This window comes from Pseudomonas sp. G7(2022), from assembly GCF_052660475.1.
This window is the reverse complement of sequence record NZ_CP109659.1, coordinates 1,376,232-1,394,931: the sequence shown is the minus strand read 5'-3', so window position 1 is coordinate 1,394,931 and position 18,700 is coordinate 1,376,232. Positions and strand designations below refer to the sequence as shown.

17 protein-coding genes are annotated in these 18,700 nt (G+C 62.6%); 8 read left to right on the top strand and 9 right to left on the bottom strand.

Annotated features, from left to right (window positions below):
• Positions 1-11: 11 nt before the first annotated feature.
• The 4 genes from NE357_RS06255 to dinG form a co-directional block, all read right to left on the bottom strand.
• The gene (locus tag NE357_RS06255; RefSeq protein WP_169429148.1) at positions 12-1,115 is read right to left on the bottom strand and encodes an OmpA family protein; all 1,104 of its coding nucleotides are present in this window, start codon (positions 1,113-1,115) and stop codon (positions 12-14) included.
• Positions 1,116-1,228: 113 nt separating this feature from the next.
• Positions 1,229-2,374: a serine hydrolase domain-containing protein gene (locus NE357_RS06250; RefSeq protein WP_169429147.1), complete on the bottom strand. Its 1,146-nt coding sequence runs from the start codon at positions 2,372-2,374 to the stop codon at positions 1,229-1,231.
• A 94-nt stretch (positions 2,375-2,468) separates the two neighbouring features.
• Positions 2,469-4,826: a beta-galactosidase gene (locus NE357_RS06245; RefSeq protein WP_169429146.1), complete on the bottom strand. Its 2,358-nt coding sequence runs from the start codon at positions 4,824-4,826 to the stop codon at positions 2,469-2,471.
• A gap of 95 nt (positions 4,827-4,921) precedes the next feature.
• Positions 4,922-7,066, bottom strand: coding sequence for an ATP-dependent DNA helicase DinG (gene dinG / locus NE357_RS06240; protein WP_169429145.1), 2,145 nt, complete (start codon positions 7,064-7,066; stop codon positions 4,922-4,924).
• Between the two features lie 99 nt (positions 7,067-7,165).
• On the opposite strand from dinG, the gene NE357_RS06235 reads away from it, so the two are divergent.
• Positions 7,166-7,630 (top strand): CopD family protein, encoded by a 465-nt coding sequence (locus tag NE357_RS06235; RefSeq protein WP_169429144.1) that lies wholly within the window; start codon positions 7,166-7,168, stop codon positions 7,628-7,630.
• 45 nt (positions 7,631-7,675) lie between these two features.
• Here the strand turns inward: NE357_RS06235 and NE357_RS06230 are convergent, their stop codons facing one another.
• From NE357_RS06230 to NE357_RS06215, 4 genes are all read right to left on the bottom strand, one after another.
• Positions 7,676-8,434 (bottom strand): collagen-like protein, encoded by a 759-nt coding sequence (locus NE357_RS06230; protein WP_169429143.1) that lies wholly within the window; start codon positions 8,432-8,434, stop codon positions 7,676-7,678.
• A complete protein-coding gene (locus NE357_RS06225) occupies positions 8,427-8,705 on the bottom strand; it encodes a DUF1145 domain-containing protein (RefSeq protein ID WP_134825709.1) in 279 nt (92 codons plus the stop codon). The genes NE357_RS06230 and NE357_RS06225 overlap by 8 nt, the downstream gene beginning before the upstream one ends.
• A gap of 163 nt (positions 8,706-8,868) precedes the next feature.
• A complete protein-coding gene (locus tag NE357_RS06220; protein ID WP_169429142.1) occupies positions 8,869-9,591 on the bottom strand; it encodes an OmpA family protein in 723 nt (240 codons plus the stop codon).
• An 88-nt stretch (positions 9,592-9,679) separates the two neighbouring features.
• Positions 9,680-10,375 carry an OmpA family protein gene (locus NE357_RS06215; protein ID WP_169429141.1) on the bottom strand — a complete coding sequence of 232 codons (696 nt, stop codon included), beginning with the start codon at positions 10,373-10,375 and terminating at the stop codon, positions 9,680-9,682.
• Between the two features lie 199 nt (positions 10,376-10,574).
• Between NE357_RS06215 and NE357_RS06210 the strand changes: the two genes are divergently transcribed.
• From NE357_RS06210 to NE357_RS06195, 4 genes are read left to right on the top strand one after another with little or no spacing between them, the layout of a single operon-like run.
• Positions 10,575-11,072 (top strand): DUF6231 family protein, encoded by a 498-nt coding sequence (locus NE357_RS06210; RefSeq protein WP_169429140.1) that lies wholly within the window; start codon positions 10,575-10,577, stop codon positions 11,070-11,072.
• A 4-nt stretch (positions 11,073-11,076) separates the two neighbouring features.
• Positions 11,077-11,553: a YchJ family protein gene (locus NE357_RS06205; protein WP_169429139.1), complete on the top strand. Its 477-nt coding sequence runs from the start codon at positions 11,077-11,079 to the stop codon at positions 11,551-11,553.
• 41 nt (positions 11,554-11,594) lie between these two features.
• On the top strand, positions 11,595-12,080 hold the full coding sequence (locus NE357_RS06200; protein ID WP_169429138.1) for an LEA type 2 family protein: 486 nt from the start codon (positions 11,595-11,597) through the stop codon (positions 12,078-12,080).
• A gap of 5 nt (positions 12,081-12,085) precedes the next feature.
• Positions 12,086-12,289 carry an SEC-C metal-binding domain-containing protein gene (locus NE357_RS06195; RefSeq protein ID WP_003198420.1) on the top strand — a complete coding sequence of 68 codons (204 nt, stop codon included), beginning with the start codon at positions 12,086-12,088 and terminating at the stop codon, positions 12,287-12,289.
• 149 nt (positions 12,290-12,438) lie between these two features.
• Here NE357_RS06195 and NE357_RS06190 read toward each other — a convergent pair whose 3' ends face one another.
• Positions 12,439-12,996, bottom strand: a complete 558-nt coding sequence (locus tag NE357_RS06190; protein WP_169429137.1) for a cysteine hydrolase family protein — start codon at positions 12,994-12,996, stop codon at positions 12,439-12,441.
• Positions 12,997-13,184: 188 nt separating this feature from the next.
• Between NE357_RS06190 and NE357_RS06185 the strand changes: the two genes are divergently transcribed.
• From NE357_RS06185 to NE357_RS06175, 3 genes are all read left to right on the top strand, one after another.
• Positions 13,185-15,635, top strand: coding sequence for a penicillin acylase family protein (locus NE357_RS06185; protein ID WP_169429136.1), 2,451 nt, complete (start codon positions 13,185-13,187; stop codon positions 15,633-15,635).
• Positions 15,636-15,955: 320 nt separating this feature from the next.
• Complete coding sequence (locus NE357_RS06180) at positions 15,956-16,990, top strand: ligase-associated DNA damage response exonuclease (protein ID WP_169429135.1); 1,035 nt, start codon at positions 15,956-15,958, stop codon at positions 16,988-16,990.
• Positions 16,987-18,675: an ATP-dependent DNA ligase gene (locus tag NE357_RS06175; protein ID WP_169429134.1), complete on the top strand. Its 1,689-nt coding sequence runs from the start codon at positions 16,987-16,989 to the stop codon at positions 18,673-18,675. The genes NE357_RS06180 and NE357_RS06175 overlap by 4 nt, the downstream gene beginning before the upstream one ends.
• Positions 18,676-18,700: the final 25 nt, after the last annotated feature.

Sequence of the window (18,700 nt, the reverse complement as noted above, 5' to 3'; positions counted from 1 at the left end):
TCGTTAGCGGATCACTGTTTTGCCGCATCGGTCGCAGCGACTTTCTTGTCGGTTGCGGCGGCTTTGGCTGGAGCGGTTTTCTTCGCCGGGGTCTTCTTCGCTGGCGCCTTGGCTGCGGCCTTCTTGGCCGGTGCTTTTTTGGTGGCAGGGACAGCGGCTTTCTTCGCAGCAGGTGCCGGGGTTACAGGCTTGGCGACTGGCTTGACGTCCTGAGCGGCAACCAGGGTCACCGGCTTCGGTGCTGGCATGTTGTACTTGCTCAGCAGCGCAACCATGGTGTTCTGCGGGGTCACCAGCAGTTCGACGCGACGGTTCAGGGCGCGACCTTCAACACTGTCGTTGGCGGCACGCGGTGCCTCGGAGCCCATGCCGCGCAACATCAGACGATCACGCTGCAGGCCACTCAGACGGAAGATCGCCGCCACCGACTGGGCACGCTCCTGGCTGAGTTTGGTGTTGTCCGGTGCAGCACCGGTATTGTCGCTGTGACCCAGTACCAGCACAGCAGTTTTCGGGTCAGCTTCGAGGATCTTGGCGATATTGGTGAACGGACTCAGGGTCACCGGCAACAGCATGGCCGGGCGTTTCGGGTTGAACGAACCTTCAACCGGCGCGATCACCACGAGTACGTTTTCACGGCGCTCGAATTGCAGGTTGCTGCCCTTGATCGCGTCACGCAGGCGTGGCTCGTAGTCGTCGAGCCAGGCCTGGGTCACTTTCGGGTCGGGCATCGGCACAGCTTTGGCGGTGTCCTGAGACTTGCCGCCGAACGGCCACCACCACTTGCTGCCGGTATCGGCATCGGCCTTGGCGACAACGGCAGGCTTGGTCTCCGTTTTTACTTCGGGCTTCACGTCGGCTTTGGCCTTGTCTGCCGAATCGTCGGAGCCGAACGGCCAGTACCAGTGGCTGCTGCTCTCGGTCTTGGCAAGCGGTGCAGTAGCGGCAGGCTTCACCGGTGCAGGTGCGGGTGCAGGCGTCGGCTCCTTGGCCGCGACCTTGTCGGACGAGCCGAACGGCCACCAGCTGCCGCCATCGGCGTCATTCTTCGGAGTCTGTGCACAACCGGTAATCGCGAAACACAGGGCCAGAGCGAGAGTTTGTTTGGACGACATTGGAAACCCACAAAAATTAGTAATGGACAATCAGAGGACTTTCGCCCGGATAAACAGACGCTTTGAATCGAAAAACCGTATGAGGTTCCGGCCCTGGATCCTCTGGTAACGCTTTACAGACAAGTGGCAAGTACCCGCGCCAGCTTCTGCGCGCGCGGATCCATCAAGACGTACGGCCCCAGGGTATTTGTCACAAAACCGAAGGCCACATCGTGCTCCGGATCAGCCAAACCGATGGAACCGCCCGCGCCTGGATGACCGAACGCCCGCGGGCCGAGGCCGTAAGTGGCGTTTGGTACATCAGGTTGGTCGAGCATGCAACCGAGACCGAAACGGGTGCGGGTCAGCAAGGTCTTGTCCTCGCCGAGGCTGTGTTCCCGGGTCAGTTCGTCGAGCATTTCGCTTTCCAGCAGGCTGCCGTCGAGCAGACCGGCATAGAACCCGGCCAGACTGCGCGCATTGCCGTGGCCGTTGGCCGCCGGTTGCTGCATGCGCCGCCATTCCGGTTTGTTGGTGCTGGTGAGCACCGACGGCGGATTGGTGAAGGCGCGGGTGGTCATCGCGGTCGGCTCACGCATGGTCACTTGCAACAGGCGCTGGGCGGCGGCATCGCCGACATTGCCTTTGCCACGAGCGATATGCGCGACGCGGTAGAACTCCTCGTCGGCCAGGCCGACATGGAAATCCAGCCCAAGCGGTCTGGCGACCCGCGCCACAATGGATTCACCCGGCCCGCGACCATCGGCCCGGCGCAGCAACTCGCCGATCAGCCAGCCGTAAGTGATGGCGGCATAACCGTGACCGGTGCCCGGCGTCCACCATGGTGCTTCGGCCGCGAGGGCGTCGACCATGGTTTGCCAGTCATACAAGGCTTCAGGGGCCAACAGTTCGCGCAGGGCCGGCAGACCGGCCTGATGGCAGAGCAATTGGCGCAGGGTCACGGATTCCTTGCCGGCCGCGGCGAACGCCGGCCAATAGCGGGCGACCGGCGCATCGAGTTGTAACTTGCCTTCGGCCACCAGTTGCAGCGCAGTGACCGCGGTGAAGGTCTTGGTGCAGGAGAACAGGTTGGCGATGGTGTCGCTGTGCCAGGCTTCGCTGCCGTCCTTGTCGGCGGTGCCGGCCCAGAGGTCGAGGACGGTTTCCCCGCCGACCCGGATGCACAACGCGGCGCCACGCTCCTGGGGATCGTCGAACAGTGCCGCGAAGGCTTCGCGCACCGCTTCGAATTGAAGCTCGTAATGTCCCTGAATCTGCACCCGCAACTCCCCCGCGAAAACGCTCTACAAAGTGGCCCGCATTGTTCCAGCCCTTGAGGGATTTGGGAACAGCGGCGGGCCGGGCGGTCCTGCCTTAATGACCGTTTCCGGAGTGCCCGCCGGTATGACCGGCTCCCTGCCCCGGGCCTTTCCCGGCCTCGCCCTTGCGGCCGCCTTCGGTCTCGTGGTCGACCTTGTCCGCTGCCGCCGCGGCTTTCTCGGCTGCTTTCCCGAGCTGCTCGAGGGTCGCCAGATTGCTCTTGCGCACCGTTTCGACGAAGCCCTGGTATGGCAGATCAGTCACGCCGACCAGACCGAAGTGGCCGTTTTCGCCATCAAGCAGGCGACCGGTCACCGGTTGGTCGAGGTACTGGAACCAGTGCACGCCTACAATCGACGGCTCGCTCAGCGCCTGCTTGAGGAAGTTGGCATACGCCGGACCACGGTCTTCTTCCTTACTCAACGGCGTCACGCCGCCCCAGAACGGGCCGCGATCGGTGGAGCCGAAGTTGAACTCGGTGATCAGCACCGGTTTGTCGAGGCTGCGCAGCGCGGCGAAGTCATAACCGTCCTGCGGTTTCAGGGTGTACATGTTAAAGCTCAGCACGTCGCAATACTGCGCACAGGAGGCCACGGCTTCCGGCGTGCTGATGGCGAAGCGACCGCCCAGCAGCAACTGGTTCGGCGCGTGCCATTTCAGCGAATCGGAAATGGTCTTGAAGTAGGTGTCGGCGAAGACTTTCTGGAAGTATTTGAAGTCAGCCTCGATTTCCGGGTGTTCCGGATTCGGCAGCGGCGCTTCGAAACCAGGGTCTTCCATCAATTCCCACGCCGGCAGATCGATACCCCAGGCTTTCGACAGCCCGGCCTGATTGCGGTATTTGTCGCGCAATTGCTTGAGAAACGCACGCTTGGCGGGTACGTCGGTGGTCATTTTCAACGTGCCGTAAGCCAGCGCATAACGCGACTTCGGATCATCACCGGGACCGGCCCAGGCCAGTTCGTTGTCGGCAAAATAGCCGATCAGCCACGGATCATCACGGTGATCGCGGGCGGCAATCGCCACGGCGCGTTCAGTAGCCATGGCGAAACGCGGATCGAACGGGTCAGGCATGCCGCCCCACCAATCATTGCCGGTACTGATGCTGGTGTAATCGCCGACGATCGACAGCGGCAAGGTGTAAGGCACACGCTCGGCGTCGCCCAGTTGCGGTGCGCTCCAGTTGCCGACGGTGTTGAAGCCCCACGCCTGCAAACGGTCGAGGGTATGGCCGGTCCACTTCTGCTCGTCGATGGCAGCCTTGCATGGCGCAGCAGGCGCAGGCTCAGTCGCCGCCGGGGTCACGCAAGGTTCGCCGTACAGGCGCTGCAGGTTGGCACCATAGAAGTCATACCAGCGTCCGTTGCCGTAGCCACGGCCCTGATCGGCTCCGTTGCCGCCACGGTTGTCGCCTTCACCGAAGTGACGGGCCAGCGGCTCGTCGGGTTTGGGCAGGGACTCGAACATGTACTCGCGGCCAGCCACGTAGGTCTGGTTGACCTCGGGGCTGACCGTGTTCACGCCCAGGGAATAGAACGGATGCCCCTCAGGCGTCACCAGATACCAGCGACCGTCGAGTTTTTCGGTGCGGAAGAAGCCGCTGGCCTTGAACGCAGGCCCCTTCTTCAAACCACCGAATGTGTCCAGCGACGACTTTTCGCGCTCGGCCAACCAGGTTTTCAGCTGTTGCTGTTCCTTGGCCGCGGCGGATTTCAGCTGTTCGTCATTGGCGACTTTCTCCGGCCACTTGTTGCGGGTCGACTGGCCGTAGGCGTCCACCAGATTGCCGTAGGCGGCTTTGATCACATCGCCCTCGTCCTGCACGCCGAAACGCTCCAGCAACAGACTTTGCGCGGCTTTCGGCTGATCCATCGACAGGCTGACGGATACCACCTGGCTGCGATCCAGCTCACCGGAGCTGCTGGCCAGCAGGATGCGCTGCCCGTCGACCGTCATCGGCATCAACGGGCCAGCCTTCATGCCCTGGCTCAGCGGCGAGGTCGCGGTCAACGGCACGAGCAAGGTCTGCGCCGGACCGGCGGGCAGATCGACGCGGCTGACCAGGGTCTTGCCGTCGTTGCTCTGGATTTGTACGTAAACGGTCACCGCCCAGTTCATCGCGCTCTGGATGCGCAGGCTCATCATGCCGGACTGCGACCAGTCCCAGGCGCCGGTCTGTGGGGACAGACGCAAGGTCGGGCGGGCCGTCGGATTGAACGTCACTCGGCGCAGCACTTCGCCTTCGGGGGTCTGCTCGGCGTTGGCTTGCGGCAGGTCGGCGTTTTCGGTCGCCACTTTCACCACATCGGCGGGGCGGACAAAATTGAACAGGGTCTGCTGGCCGGCAGGCGCCGCCAGCAAAGGCGCAGCGAAAACCAGGGCAAAAATGGCAGGCAACGAACGACGAATCATGAGAACGGAATTCTCCCTAACGACCCGCAAGGGCCAATGGAAAAGCAATGACAGAGAGATAGACAACGCGGCGGGCAAAACTGCCCACCGATGTCTCAGGATATTTCACGACGGAAAGGCGGCAACGCATTGAGGATCGCCTTGCCGTAGCGCTGGGTGACCAGTCGCCGATCCAGCAAGGTGATGGTGCCGCGGTCTTCCTCGGTGCGCAGCAGACGACCACAGGCCTGAACCAGCTTCAGCGAGGCATCGGGCACCGAGATTTCCATGAACGGATTGCCGCCCCGGGCTTCGATCCATTCCGACAGTGCGGCCTCGACCGGATCGTCCGGCACCGAGAATGGAATCTTGGCAATCACCACGTGTTCGCAATAGGCCCCCGGCAAGTCCACCCCTTCGGCAAAACTGGCGAGGCCGAACAGCACGCTGGAATCACCGCCATCGACCCGCGCCTTGTGCTTGTTCAGGGTTTCCTGTTTCGACAGGTTGCCTTGAATGAACACCTGCTTGCGCCAGTCGCGGTCGAGGCCGTCGAACACGTCCTGCATCTGTTTGCGCGAAGAGAACAGCACCAGACTGCCGCGAGAGCCTTCGACCAGTTCCGGCAGATCACGGATGATCGCGGCGGTGTGGGCGGCGGCATCACGCGGGTCGGCCTTCAGGTCCGGCACCCGCAACACACCAGCATCGGCATGATGGAACGGACTCGGCACCACGGCGGTGACGGCTTTTTTCGGCAGACCGGCGCGCATGCGGAAACGGTCGAACGTGCCGAGCGCGGTCAACGTCGCCGAGGTTACCAGACAGCCGTAAGCCACATTCCACAAGCTGCGGCGCAGGGTTTCGGCGGCGAGAATCGGGCTGGCATTGACCTCGATGTCGAACAGCGAACCGCTTTCGGCGAGGGTCAGCCAGCGGGCCATCGGCGGGTTGTCTTCCGGGTCTTCGGCGGTGAACGCGGTCCACAGCTCCCAGTTGCCGGATGCACGGGACAACAGGCTGCCGAACAGTGGATACCACTCTTCGGCCTGGTTGCTGGCGATGCCGATGTTGACCTCGCCATCCATGCCTTCCTTGAGCAGGTCGGTCAGACGGGTGAACAGGTCGTTGAGACGTGAGTAGCCTTTCTTCAGCTCGATGCCCATCTCGCGCATGTGCTCGGGAATCACCCCGCCAATGAAGCGATGGCGCGGGCGCTCGCGACCTTCGACATCTTCACCGGGTTTGAAATCGGCGATCTGTTCGCAGGCGGTGAACATGAATTGCTGCTGGGTCTTGATCTCCCGCGCCAGCTCCGGCACCTGCTCGATCAGTTTGCCGAGGTCCCCCGGCAACGGATGCTGGGCCAGCAGTTTGGTGAGGTTCTTGGCGGTGGTTTCCAGCCAGTCGGCGGTGGAACGCAGGCGCGTGTAGTGGGCGAAGTGGCCGATGGCCTTGTCCGGCAGGTGGTGGCCTTCGTCGAACACATAAATGGTGTCGCGCGGATCCGGCAGAACCGCCCCGCCGCCCAGCGCCAGGTCGGCCAGCACCATGTCGTGGTTGGTGACGATCACGTCGACCTTGCCCATGCCTTCGCGGGCCTTGTAGAAGGCGCACTGGCCGAAGTTCGGGCAATGACGGTTGGTGCACTGACTGTGATCGGTGGTCAGGCGCGCCCAGTCGGCGTCTTCCAGCGCGTTGGGCCAGCTGTCGCGGTCGCCGTCCCATTTATTGCCGGCGAGCTTCTCGATCATGCTGGTAAAGAGCTTCTGGCTGGCCTCATCGACCTCGATCTTGAAGCCTTCTTCTTCGAACAGCTGTGCGGTAGCGGTCTGCGCATGGCCTTCCTGCAGCAGCATGTCGAGCTTGGACAGGCACATGTAGCGGCCACGGCCCTTGGCCAGGGCGAAGCTGAAATTCAGCCCGCTGTTGCGCATGAGATCGGGCAAGTCCTTGTAGACGATCTGCTCCTGCAGGGCGACGGTCGCGGTAGCGATCACCAGGCGTTTGCCCGCCAGTTTGGCCGTCGGGATCGCCGCCAGGCTGTAGGCCACGGTCTTGCCGGTACCGGTGCCGGCTTCCACCGCGACAATCGCGGGGTCGCCACTGCGCCGGCCTTCGTCGTCGGTGTCGATATCCCCGAGGACCTTGGCGACTTCAGCGATCATCAGGCGCTGGCCGTAACGCGGCTTGAGGCTCTTGGCCTCTAGAAAACGCGAGTAGGCGCCCTGGATCGTGGTTTTGAGTTCAGTGCTGATCATTGAGTGTCGGGCGCTAAAAACGCTGGATAAATTTTCAGTGGTTCGGATGGGGGGCTATCATACCCCGCGAATCAATCCTGCGCAGATCGGAGTACCCCAATGACACCTTTTAGCCTCGTTTACCCCATCCATGTACTGGCCGCGCTGGTGTGGGTCGGCGGCATGTTTTTCGCCTGGATAGTGCTGCGCCCTGCGGCCGTGAAGGCGCTGGACGGTCCCGGGCGCCTGACGCTCTGGGTGGAAGTGTTTCAAGGTTTTTTCCGCTGGGTGTGGGGGGCGGTGATTCTGTTGCCGGTGACCGGGGTGGGCATGTTGCATCTGCAGCACATCGGCTTCGAGACCGCGCCGAAGTACGTTCAGGTGATGATGGGCTTGTACGTGGTGATGACCGCGCTGTTCATCCGGGTTCAGGGGCTGATGCTGCCGGAACTGCGCACGGCGGTGCAGGCGAAGGATTGGCCGGCAGGTGCGGCGGTGCTGGGTCGGATTCGCAAGGTGGTGGGGTTCAACCTGCTGGTCGGGGTGGTGCTGGTGGCCGTGGCTGCTGCGCGGCCGATGATTTGACCGTGATCGCTCCCGCGCACGGCGCGGGGGCGATCAGTTGACGGATTACAGGCGCTGCACCGTCACAGACCCCGCCGCACCCGCAGGCCCCGGCTGCCCGTCAGCCCCCGGCTTGCCGCTCTTGCCACCATCGGCGCGATAGACCAGGCAGCCCTTGGACTTGCCACCGGCCCCCGGTTTGCCACCAGGCCCTGCCGCGCCGCCGGCACCACCGGCGACGTCGACCTTGATCAGCTCCGCCGGAAACTCCCGCGGCACTTCCAGCCGCACCAGCGCGCCCGGCGCACCGGGCTGGCCGTTGCTGCCATCACTGCCGTCGAAACCATGCCCGGCCTGGCCCCAGGTGCAGCCCGGTTCCTGACCGTTAGCCCCGTCGAGCCCGACGAAACCCGGCGCTCCGGTGCCGCCACGGGCATCGACGATCAGCCGCGGAGCCTCCAGCGCCTTGAATTGCAGGTTCAGGTTACGCCCGGCACGGGCCGCCTTTTCATAAGTGCCCGGTGCGCCTCGCGCCGTGATCCGGCTACCGTCGGCAAACCGGGCGCGGATGACTTTCATGTCCAGCGCCTGATCGCCCGGGACGATGGCAATACGCGCCTCGTGGCCCAACTGCAATTCGCCGACACTCAATTCGGTCACGTTCGATGGCACCAGCAAAGTGCCGTAATCGGCGACCACCAGTTTTTCCACCTGCAGCGTGCTGGCCGTGTTGGGCAGACGCATCAGGGAGTTGGCTTCGACACTGACCACCTGGGCACAGGCCAGCGGACTGATGAATGCAGCGAGCAGGCAAAGTTTACGCATGGGAAGCCTCCGGAGCGGCCGGGGCCGGGATGGTTTGCAGGTGGAAAACGCCGAACAGCAGAACACGGCCACGATCACGCCATGGGTGCGGCCGACCCTTGAGGCTGGCGTTGCACAGCAGCACTTCAAGGAGGTGGATGGCCAGCAGCAGGACGCCAGCCACATTGACCAGCAGATGCAACGGATGAACAAACGGCACCAGCTGATTGGCCAGTACCACGCAGCAGAACACCAGGGTCAACAATCGCCCCAGCCCACAGAACACCTTCATACGCTCCCCCGTGTTGCGAATTATTCTTTGGGCGCACAGTAACGGCTTCCGTACGGGATAAGCCAGAGGGGCAAATAAAAAAGTTCCGGGCACTCGTCGGATGGCTGCCGGTCCGACGATGATCGTCGACCGACAGCTCTAACCTGCGGACTACAGAAGATTCCTAGCGATTGATGTGCAACTCCACGCGACGGTTTTTCGCGCGCCCCTCTTCGGTTTCGTTGTCGGCAACCGGTTCGCGCTCGCCACGTCCTTCACTGGTGAGTTTTTCCGGCGCCAGCCCCTGGCTCAACAGATAGGCCGCCACACTGCTTGCACGACGCTCCGAAAGGGCCTGGTTGTAGGCATCGGTCCCCTTGCTGTCGGTGTGGCCGATCACCTTGATGCTCACCACGTCGGCATTGCGCAGTTTGTCCATCAGCGCATCGAGCTGGCTTTTCGCGGCCGGGGTCAGGTCAGACTTGTCGAACGCGAACAGCACATTTCCAGCATCGCTCAGGGTGATGACTTCGGATTGCGGGGCCGGTTCGGCCGGTTTTTCAGTGACCGGGTATTGCGGCAACGGACAGCCACGGTGGTCGACCGGGGTGTTGGCCGGGGTGTCAGGGCAACGGTCGCGGCGGTCGAACACGCCATCGCCGTCCTCGTCGCCATCCTGGGCATAACAGATCAGCCCGCCGGTGAGGATACCCAGTGCCGCACCGCCTGCGGCCCAGCCACCGTTTTCAATGGCGCCGAGACCGCCGCCGACCAGTCCGCCAATGACGCTGCAGATCGGCCAGGTACGTTGATTGAGGGGGGCAGTGCCATCGCTGTGGGTAGCGCAGCCAGTCAACAGGCTGCCTGCCAGCAGCACCGGTAAGACGGACCGTGAGAGAACACTCATATGAAAGCTCCTGTGTCACCGGCCCATACCGGTTACACAGGAGTAAAGACCCGCATCCGCGACTGCACAAGCCGCGGATGCGAGGGCGTCAACGCTCGATTTTGATTTCCGTGCGACGGTTGAGCGCGCGGCCATCGGCGGTTTTGTTATCCGCCACTGGCTGACTTTCACCGGCACCGGTCACCGAAACGAAGCTGGCGCGCGGCACACCTTGCTGAATCAGATATTCCACCACCGAGTGTGCGCGACGATCCGACAGTTTTTTGTTGTAGGCATCGCTGCCGACGCTGTCGGTGTGGCCAGTCACGGTCAGACGCGCCGAGGACGATTCCTGTTTCAGGCGCGTGGCGACCTTGTCGAGTACTTGCTTGTCGGATGGCGTCAGGTTGGCCTTGTCGAACTGGAAGTGCACATCGCGGATGACGATGGTTTCTTCCTTGACCACTACAGCCTCTTCAACCACTGGCGCAGGGGCCGGGAATGGGCAGCCGTCTGCGTCGACCTTGGTGCCGCGAGGCGTGTGCGGGCACTTGTCGCGACTGTCCGGCACACCATCGCCGTCTTCATCGCCATCACCGTGCACCCAGCAATAAGCCGCTGCCGTGCCACCGACCAGCAACGCGCCGTAACCGGCCCAGGCCGAGCTTTCCGTCGCCCCGAGCCCCGCGCCGACGACACCACCGACTGCCGCACAGGTCGGCCAGTCGGTTTTCTGCAAACCTGCGCAACCAGTCAACACACTGGTTAGCAGAACCAAGGGTAATGCTGTCCGAACTATGCTCATCTAGTTTTCTCCTGAGGGATCGGCTTAGAACCGATTCAGGGAGTAAAGACCGGAGTTTTAATCTCCGCCAGCAATAGGCCACTGGTCTTTGCGAGCGTGTTCACAGGACTTCGAGGCATTTGCCGCAAACCCGCGGAACAGAGATCTAGGCCTCGACGCTCGGGCAGGCTAGTCTTGGCGCTCTGATTGAGGAGCTTCGATGAACGTCGCGATTTCTTCCCGCACGCCACAGCAGGCACTGGCCGCTCTGCTCGACCGCTACGCCCCGGCACGTCTGCTGCTGATCGGCGCCAGCGAATTTCCGGCGCTGGCCGCTTTCAAGGACGCGCATCCGGATACCTGCGTCGCTCACGCCGCGCCCGGTGCGTTGCCGGCAGAACTGGCGGCGCGCCGTTTCGACCTGGCGCTGGTGGTCGATTGCCTGGAACATTTGCCCAAGCGCGATGGCCTGAACCTGCTCGGCGGAATCCGCAACCTCAACGCCAGCCGCATCGCCGTGCTGGCCGACCTGCCGGCCAGCGGCTGGCAGGAAACCGATTTCTATTCGCTCGCCCTTCAGGCCAGCGAACGCTTCGCCCGGGATGAACAGGTGCTGACGCTGTTCACCTATGATCTGCTTGACTACAAACAAGTCCCCGACTGGCTCAACTCTCGGTTCTGGGCCAATCCGGAAAACTTCGGGAAATACTGGTGGTAATGCCATGAGTACAGCCATTTGCCCCTGCGGCAGCGGCAACCTGCTGGATGCCTGCTGCGGCCATTATCACGCCGGCCATCCGGCACCGTGCGCCGAAGCCCTGATGCGTTCGCGCTACAGCGCCTACGTGCTGGGCCTGATCGATTATCTGGTGACGACCACCCTGCCCGCCCAACAGGCCGGGCTCGATCGCCAGTCGATCAGCAACTGGAGTGCATCGAGCACCTGGCTCGGCCTCAACGTGGAAAGTTCGGAGGTCTTCGGCGGCCAGCCGGAACACGCCTTCGTCACCTTCACCGCCCGCTGGCATGACAGTCAGGGTGAGCACAGTCACCGCGAGCGCTCCTCGTTCGTACAAAACAGCGGGCGCTGGTACTTCATCGACCCGACCGTACCGCTCAAGGTCGGGCGCAACGATGCCTGCCCTTGCGCCAGCGGGCAGAAGTTCAAGAAGTGCTGCGCGGGGTATTTCGGCGCGTAGGGTGAGCGGCGACTAGACTGGGCGCAAAAGGGAGTTCTGCGATGGTCGGTCAATGGCGCATATTCAAAGCCTTCACACTGCTGCTGTTTCTGGGGCTCGGCGGCTGTGCCTCATGGTTCGCCGACGACACCCTCGACCCTGCCGTGCATCTGGTGAAGGTAGAAGTGGTGCGGGCCAAACTGCTCGAACAGAAATTCATCCTGCACTTTCGCATCGACAATCCCAATGACAGCGAGCTGACCGTGCGCGGCCTGGAATACCGCGTACATCTGGCTGACATGCTGCTGGCCGAGGGCGAGCATGAACACTGGATCACCGTCGGCGCCAAAAGCAGTGCTTTTTATAAGGTGCCGATCCGCACCAACCTGTGGCCGAAGGTCAAGGACGTGGTGAAAATGCTGAAGAATCCGCACCAGCAGGTTCCCTACCGCCTGCAAGGCGAAATGGAAACCGGTTTATTCATCGCTCACTACGTGCACCTGGAACGCAATGGCGTGATAATCCCCGCCGATTTGATTACGGAGTGACCCCGATGACCCAGCAACCTCATGTCCATGGCCCAGACTGCAACCACGATCATGACCATCACCATGATCACGACCATGGCCATGTCCACGGCCCGAACTGTGGCCACGCCCACCAGGAACCGGTGCGCAATGCCCTGAAAGACGTCGGCCGCAACGACCCTTGCCCGTGCGGCAACGGCAAAAAATTCAAGAAGTGCCACGGCGCTTGATGTTTCAGGCGAAGAATCTCTTCGCCTGAAACACCGCCTTCGCGAGCAAGCCCGCTCCTACAGCAGATCGCATTCCTTCTGACGGAATGCAGTCAAATGTGGGAGCGGGCTTGCTCGCGAAGGGGGCCGGCCTATTCATCAAAGGCTTTTCAGCCAGCCGCCAGAATCCGCACCGAACTGACCACCGTCGCATACTCCCCGTGCAGATTCCCCAGCGACATCCCGTGCACCTCTTCAGCCGAACGCGGCGTGCCGAAATAGTCGGCCTTGTCGAAGGTAAAGCACGCATCCTCCGCTACCCACGTATCAAACCCCAGATTGCCCGCCGTGCGCGCCGTGGACTCCACCGAGTTGTTCGTCGCCACGCCGACAATGACCAATTGCCCGATCCCGGCTTCACGCAACTTCACTTCAAGCTTTGTTGCACAAAACGCGTCCGGCACCTGTTTCTGGATCAGCCATTCCCCGTCCTGCGGCAAAAACCTTTCCTGAAATTCCACGCCTGACTGCTCGGGCCAGAACACCGAATCCGGTGAGCGCGACAGGTGCTGCACGTGGATCACCGGCCGCCCGTTGCGCCGCCAAAAGCCCAGCAGATCGAGGATCCGTTCTTCGGCCGACGGATTATTCCGCCGCCCCAGACGCGGCTCCAGAATGCCTTTTTGCTGGTCGATGATGATGAGTGCAGCGTTGGCCTTGAGCTCCATGGCGATTCTTCTCACGCGGGATCATTGAATTCCCGAACTTAAGCATCACCTCCTGTGACTAAGCAAGCTATCGATCTGCGTGAGCGGGAAGAAATAACCGCTTGCCCCGCTTGCGCGGCCCCCTCCTGCTCACTAACGTAGCGGCTTTATTGCGCCCCCAGCCTCTACACCCCCGCAGGAGCTTTGCCATGGCCTCGCCAGCCCTTTCACATTTTCTTCCCCGGTTCGGCGTTGCCGCAGCAGTGGCCGGTGTTCTGAGCCTGACCGGTTGTCAGACCTGGAACGCCCAGGACACCCTCCCGCCCACCTCCGGTGTACAGCCGCTCAAGGGCCTGGCGCAGAACGTTTCGGTACGCCGCAATGCCATGGGCATGCCGCTGATCGAAAGCAACAGCTTCCACGATGCGTTGTTCGCCCTCGGTTATGTACACGCCAGCGACCGCATCAATCAGATGGTCACCCTGCGCCTGCTGGCCCAGGGTCGTCTGGCGGAAATGTCCGGGGCTTCGATGCTCGACGCCGACCGCTACATGCGCGCCGTCAATCTGAAGAAAAGCGCCGGAGAGCTGTACAAGGCCTCGTCGCCACGGCTCAAGCGCTTCTTCGAAGTCTATGCGCGGGGCATCAACGCCTACCTGTTCCGCTACGCCGACAAGTTGCCGGGGGATCTGGCCTCCAGCGGCTACAAGCCTGAATACTGGAAACCGGAAGATTCGGCGCTGATTTTCTGCCTGCTGAACTTCAGTCAGTCGGCCAACCTGCCGGAAGAAATCGCTTCGCTGGTGCTGGCGCAGACCGTCACCACCGACAAGCTCGCCTGGCTGACGCCGTCCGCCCCTGACGAAAACCTGCCGATGGCTGAAGTCGACAAACTGCAAGGCATCAAGCTCAACGGGCAGATTCCCGGCCTGAACGAACTGAGCAGCGCCAGCGAACAACTGGCGGCGATGAACCTGCTCGGCGCCAGCACCTCGAACAACTGGGCGATTGCCCCGCAACGCAGCCGCAGCGGCAAGAGCCTGCTGGCCAGCGACAGCCATGGGCCGCTGGCCGCGCCGTCGCTGTGGAGTTTCGTGCAGATTCACGCACCTAAATACCAGGCCGCCGGCGTGACTGTCGCCGGCCTGCCGATGGTGCTCGGTGGTTTCAACGGCAAAGTGGCGTGGAGCGCGACCAGTGTTTTCGGTGACAACCAGGACCTGTTTCTGGAAAAGATCCGTCGCCAGGGCAGCAGCCTGACCTACGAGGTCAACGGCAAATGGCAACCGCTGAGCGTGCGCAACGAAACCTATTTCGTCAAAGGCCAGCGGCCGATTCGTGAAGCGGTGTACGAAACCCGCCACGGCGCGCTGCTCAACAGTGCTCAGGCCGCCGCTCAGGGCACAGGTTTCGGCCTGGCCCTGCAGACGCCGAGCTTCACCGATGACAAATCCCTCGATGCGTTTTTTGATCTGAGCCGCGCGCAAACCGCTGAACGCGCCTCGGACGCCAGCCGGGAAATCCGCGCCATCGCGCTGAATCTGGTATTTGCCGACGCCAGCAACATCGGCTGGCAAGTCACCGGGCGATTCCCGAACCGCCGTGAAGGCGAAGGCCTGTTGCCGTCGCCGGGCTGGGAAGGTCGCTACGACTGGGACGGTTACGCCGACCCGATGCTGCATCCGTACGATCAGGATCCGGCGCAGGGCTGGCTCGGCACCGCCAATCAGCGGGTCATTCCCCATGGCTACGGCATGCAACTGTCCAATTCCTGGGCCGCGCCGGAGCGTGGCGAGCGCCTCGCAGAAATGGCCGGCAGCGGTAAACAGGACGGTCGCAGCATGATCGCCATGCAGTACGACCAAACCACCACGTTCGCCGCCAAGCTGAAGAAAATGTTCGAAGCCCCGGGCATGGCACAGCCGCTGAAACAGGCGATCGATGCCCTGCCGGAAGCCGACCGCAGCAAGGCCCGCGAAGCCTACACCCGCTTGATGGCGTTCGACGGCAAACTCAGCCCGACCTCCGCCGACGCGGCGATCTACGAGCTGTTCCTGCAGGAAAGCATGAAGCAGATTTTCCTCGACGAACTCGGCCCGCAAAGCAGCCCGGCGTGGAAAGCGTTTATCGCCAATGGCGATCTGTCCTACGCCGCCCAGGCCGATCACTTGCTGGGCCGCGAAGACAGTCCATTCTGGGACGACGCCCGTACCCCGCAAAAAGAAGACAAACCGGCGATCCTGGCCCGCAGTCTGGCGGCCGCGATTACTGCCGGCGACAGTCAGTTGGGTGGCGATCACAAAGCCTGGCAGTGGGGAAAACTGCACCGCTACGAGTGGAAGAATGCCAACGGCCAGACCGTCCGCGGCCCGATCGCGGCTGGCGGCGATCACACGACGCTGAATACGGCGGCGTTTGCCTGGGGCCAGGACTTCAACACCACGCGTGCGCCGTCGATGCGCTTTATCGTCGACTTCGGTCAGAGCGAGCCGTTGATGGGGCAGAACGGCACAGGACAATCCGGAAATCCGGTGAGCCCGAACTACCTGAACGGCATCGATCCGTGGCTCAAGGGCCAGTACATCGGCTTGCCGATGCAGCCGCAGAACTTTGACCGGGTGTATGGCAAGACGCGGTTGACGCTTACCCCCGGCAAATAGCGCTACTCCCCAAAAGATCAAAAGCCCCCTCACCCTAACCCTCTCCCTTAGGGAGAGGGGACTGATCGGGGAATATTCAAGAGGTTCGCCGACCTGAACTTGCTGCACCGAATCCAGATGCGTATTGCTGCTTGGCAGATCCATAATCGACGCGGCCTCACAGATCGATGTACCTCGCCAGACACCTCCGTAGGCCCCCTCTCCCTCCGGGCGGTCCGACGCTTCGGGAGGGCTGGGGTGAGGGTGCTTTTGAAAATCAATAGAACTTCTGACTTCGCGCCAACCTCATAGCTAACAAGTCCCTCCATTCCGGTAACGCCATGGACCTTGTTATCGCCCGCCCCGAAGGCCTCTACTGCCCCGCCGGGGACTTCTATATCGATCCGTGGCGCCCGGTGGAGCGTGCGGTCATTACCCATGCTCATGGCGACCATGCCCGTACCGGCAACACTCACTATCTGGCCACCAGCGCCGGCGAAGGGATTCTCCGCGCGCGCCTGGGTCAGGACATCAACCTGCAAACCGTGGAGTACGGGCAGCGTCTGTCCCACCATGGTGTCACCCTGAGCTTCCACCCCGCCGGGCATGTCTTGGGTTCGGCGCAGATTCGCCTGGAGTACGGCGGCGAAGTCTGGGTCGCGTCCGGCGACTACAAGATCGAACCCGACGGCACCTGCGCCCCTTTCGAACCGGTGCGCTGCCACACCTTCATCACCGAATCGACCTTCGGCCTGCCGATCTACCGCTGGCAGCCGCAGGCGCAGGTGTTTGGCGAGATCAATCAGTGGTGGCAGGCGAATATCCAGGCTGGCAGGACCAGCGTGCTGTTCTGCTATTCGTTCGGCAAGGCCCAGCGAATCCTGCATGGCATCGACGAAACCCTCGGGCCGATCCTCAGCCACGGCGCGGTGGAGCCACTGAACCGGGTCTATCGCGAGGCCGGCGTGTATCTGCCACCGACGATCTACGCCGGCGACGTGAAGAAAAACGATCCCATGATGCGCCAGGCGCTGGTCATCGCCCCGCCGTCGGCCGGCGGCAGCAGCTGGATGCGCCGTTTCGGCGATTACAGCGACAGCTTCGCCAGCGGCTGGATGCGCCTGCGTGGTACCCGTCGGCGGCGCGGCGTGGATCGCGGTTTCGTGCTTTCGGATCACGCCGACTGGCCCGGCCTGTTGTGGGCCATCGAACAGACCGGCGCCGAACGGGTGATGGTCACTCACGGCTCGATCGGTGTGCTGGTCCGCCACCTGCGGGAAAAAGGGCTGGATGCTCAAGGTTTCAACACCGAATACGGTGACGATGAACAGGACACCCTCGCCGTCGAACCCACCGTGGCCGAGGTGCAACCATGAAAGACTTCGCCGGGTTGTACGCCGAACTCGACGCCACCACCTCCAGCAACGCCAAACTGGCGGCCATGCAGGCCTACTTTGCTCACGCGGCGCCGCAGGACGCGGCCTGGGCGGTGTACTTTCTGTCCGGCGGACGGCCACGGCAACTGGTGCCCGTACGGATCCTGCGCGAACTCGCCGTCGACGTGTCGGGACTTACGCCGTGGCTGTTCGAGGAAAGCTATCAGGCCGTCGGCGATCTGGCGGAAACCATCTCGCTGGTGCTCCCGGAAAACCCGTACACCTCCGAGGCCGGCCTTGCTCAATGGATCGAGCACAAGCTGCTGCCCCTGCGTGGTGAAACCCCGGAATACCTCGCCCATCAGTTGCCGGCACTGTGGGCACAACTGGATCGGCCGAGCCTGATGCTGTGCATCAAACTGATCACCGGCAGCTTCCGGGTCGGCGTGTCCAAACTGCTGGTGACCCGCGCCCTGGCCTCCATGGCCGGGCTCGACAGCAAACGCGTGGCGCAGCGGCTGGTGGGTTACACCGATTTGTCCAACCGGCCGAACGCCGCCAGCTACCTGAAACTGATCGCCCCCGAATCCAGCGACGAACATGCCCAGCGCGGTGGTCAGCCCTACCCGTTCTTCCTCGCCCATGCGCTGGCGCAACCGGTGGAAACCTTCGACGCGTTGCTCGGCCCCGCGAGCGACTGGCAAGTCGAATGGAAGTGGGATGGCATTCGCGCGCAGGTGGTCAAACGCGACGGGAAACTGTGGGTCTGGTCGCGCGGCGAGGAATTGGTGACAGAGCGTTTTCCCGAATTCGACACCCTGCTGCACGGTTTACCCGACGGCACGGTGATCGACGGCGAAATCGTTGTGTGGAAAAACAACCGCCCGGTCACCGAAGACGCTTTTGCTCCGCAGTCGACAGAAGCGCCGGCGGTGCAACCGTTCGCCTTGTTGCAGCAACGGATCGGCCGTAAGTCGCTGGACCGGAAAATCCTCGAAGACGCGCCGGTGGTAGTACTCGCCTACGACCTTTTGGAGTGGCAGGGTGAAGACTGGCGCAACCAGCCTCAGGCCAGGCGTCGTGCACAACTGGAACACGTCATTACCCAGTGCAACAACCCGGTGTTGCTGCCGTCGCCGATTCTGACGGGTGACGACTGGTTCGACCTCGCCCGTCAGCGCGAGGCCTCCAGGCGCCTGGGGGTCGAAGGCATGATGCTCAAGGCCCGGGACGCGATGTATGGCGTCGGCCGGACCAAGGACATGGGCGTGTGGTGGAAATGGAAGGTCGACCCGTTCAGCGTCGACGCGGTGCTGATCTACGCCCAGCGCGGGCATGGTCGCCGCGCCAGCCTCTACAGCGATTACACCTTTGCAGTGTGGGACGGCCCGCCCGGTTCCAGTGCACGGGCGCTGGTGCCGTTTGCCAAGGCCTATTCCGGGCTGACCGATGCAGAAATGCGTGAGGTCGACAGCATCGTGCGCAAGACCACTGTGGAAAAATTCGGTCCGGTCAGCAGCGTGAAGCCGAGTCTGGTGTTCGAACTGGGCTTCGAAGGCATCGCCCTCTCTCGCCGGCACAAGAGCGGCATCGCCGTGCGCTTCCCGCGCATGCTGCGCTGGCGTCAGGACAAGACCGTCGAGGAGGCCGACAGCCTGGCGACCTTGCAAAACCTGTTGGTCTGATCCTTGCCCTCACGCCTCCCCCATC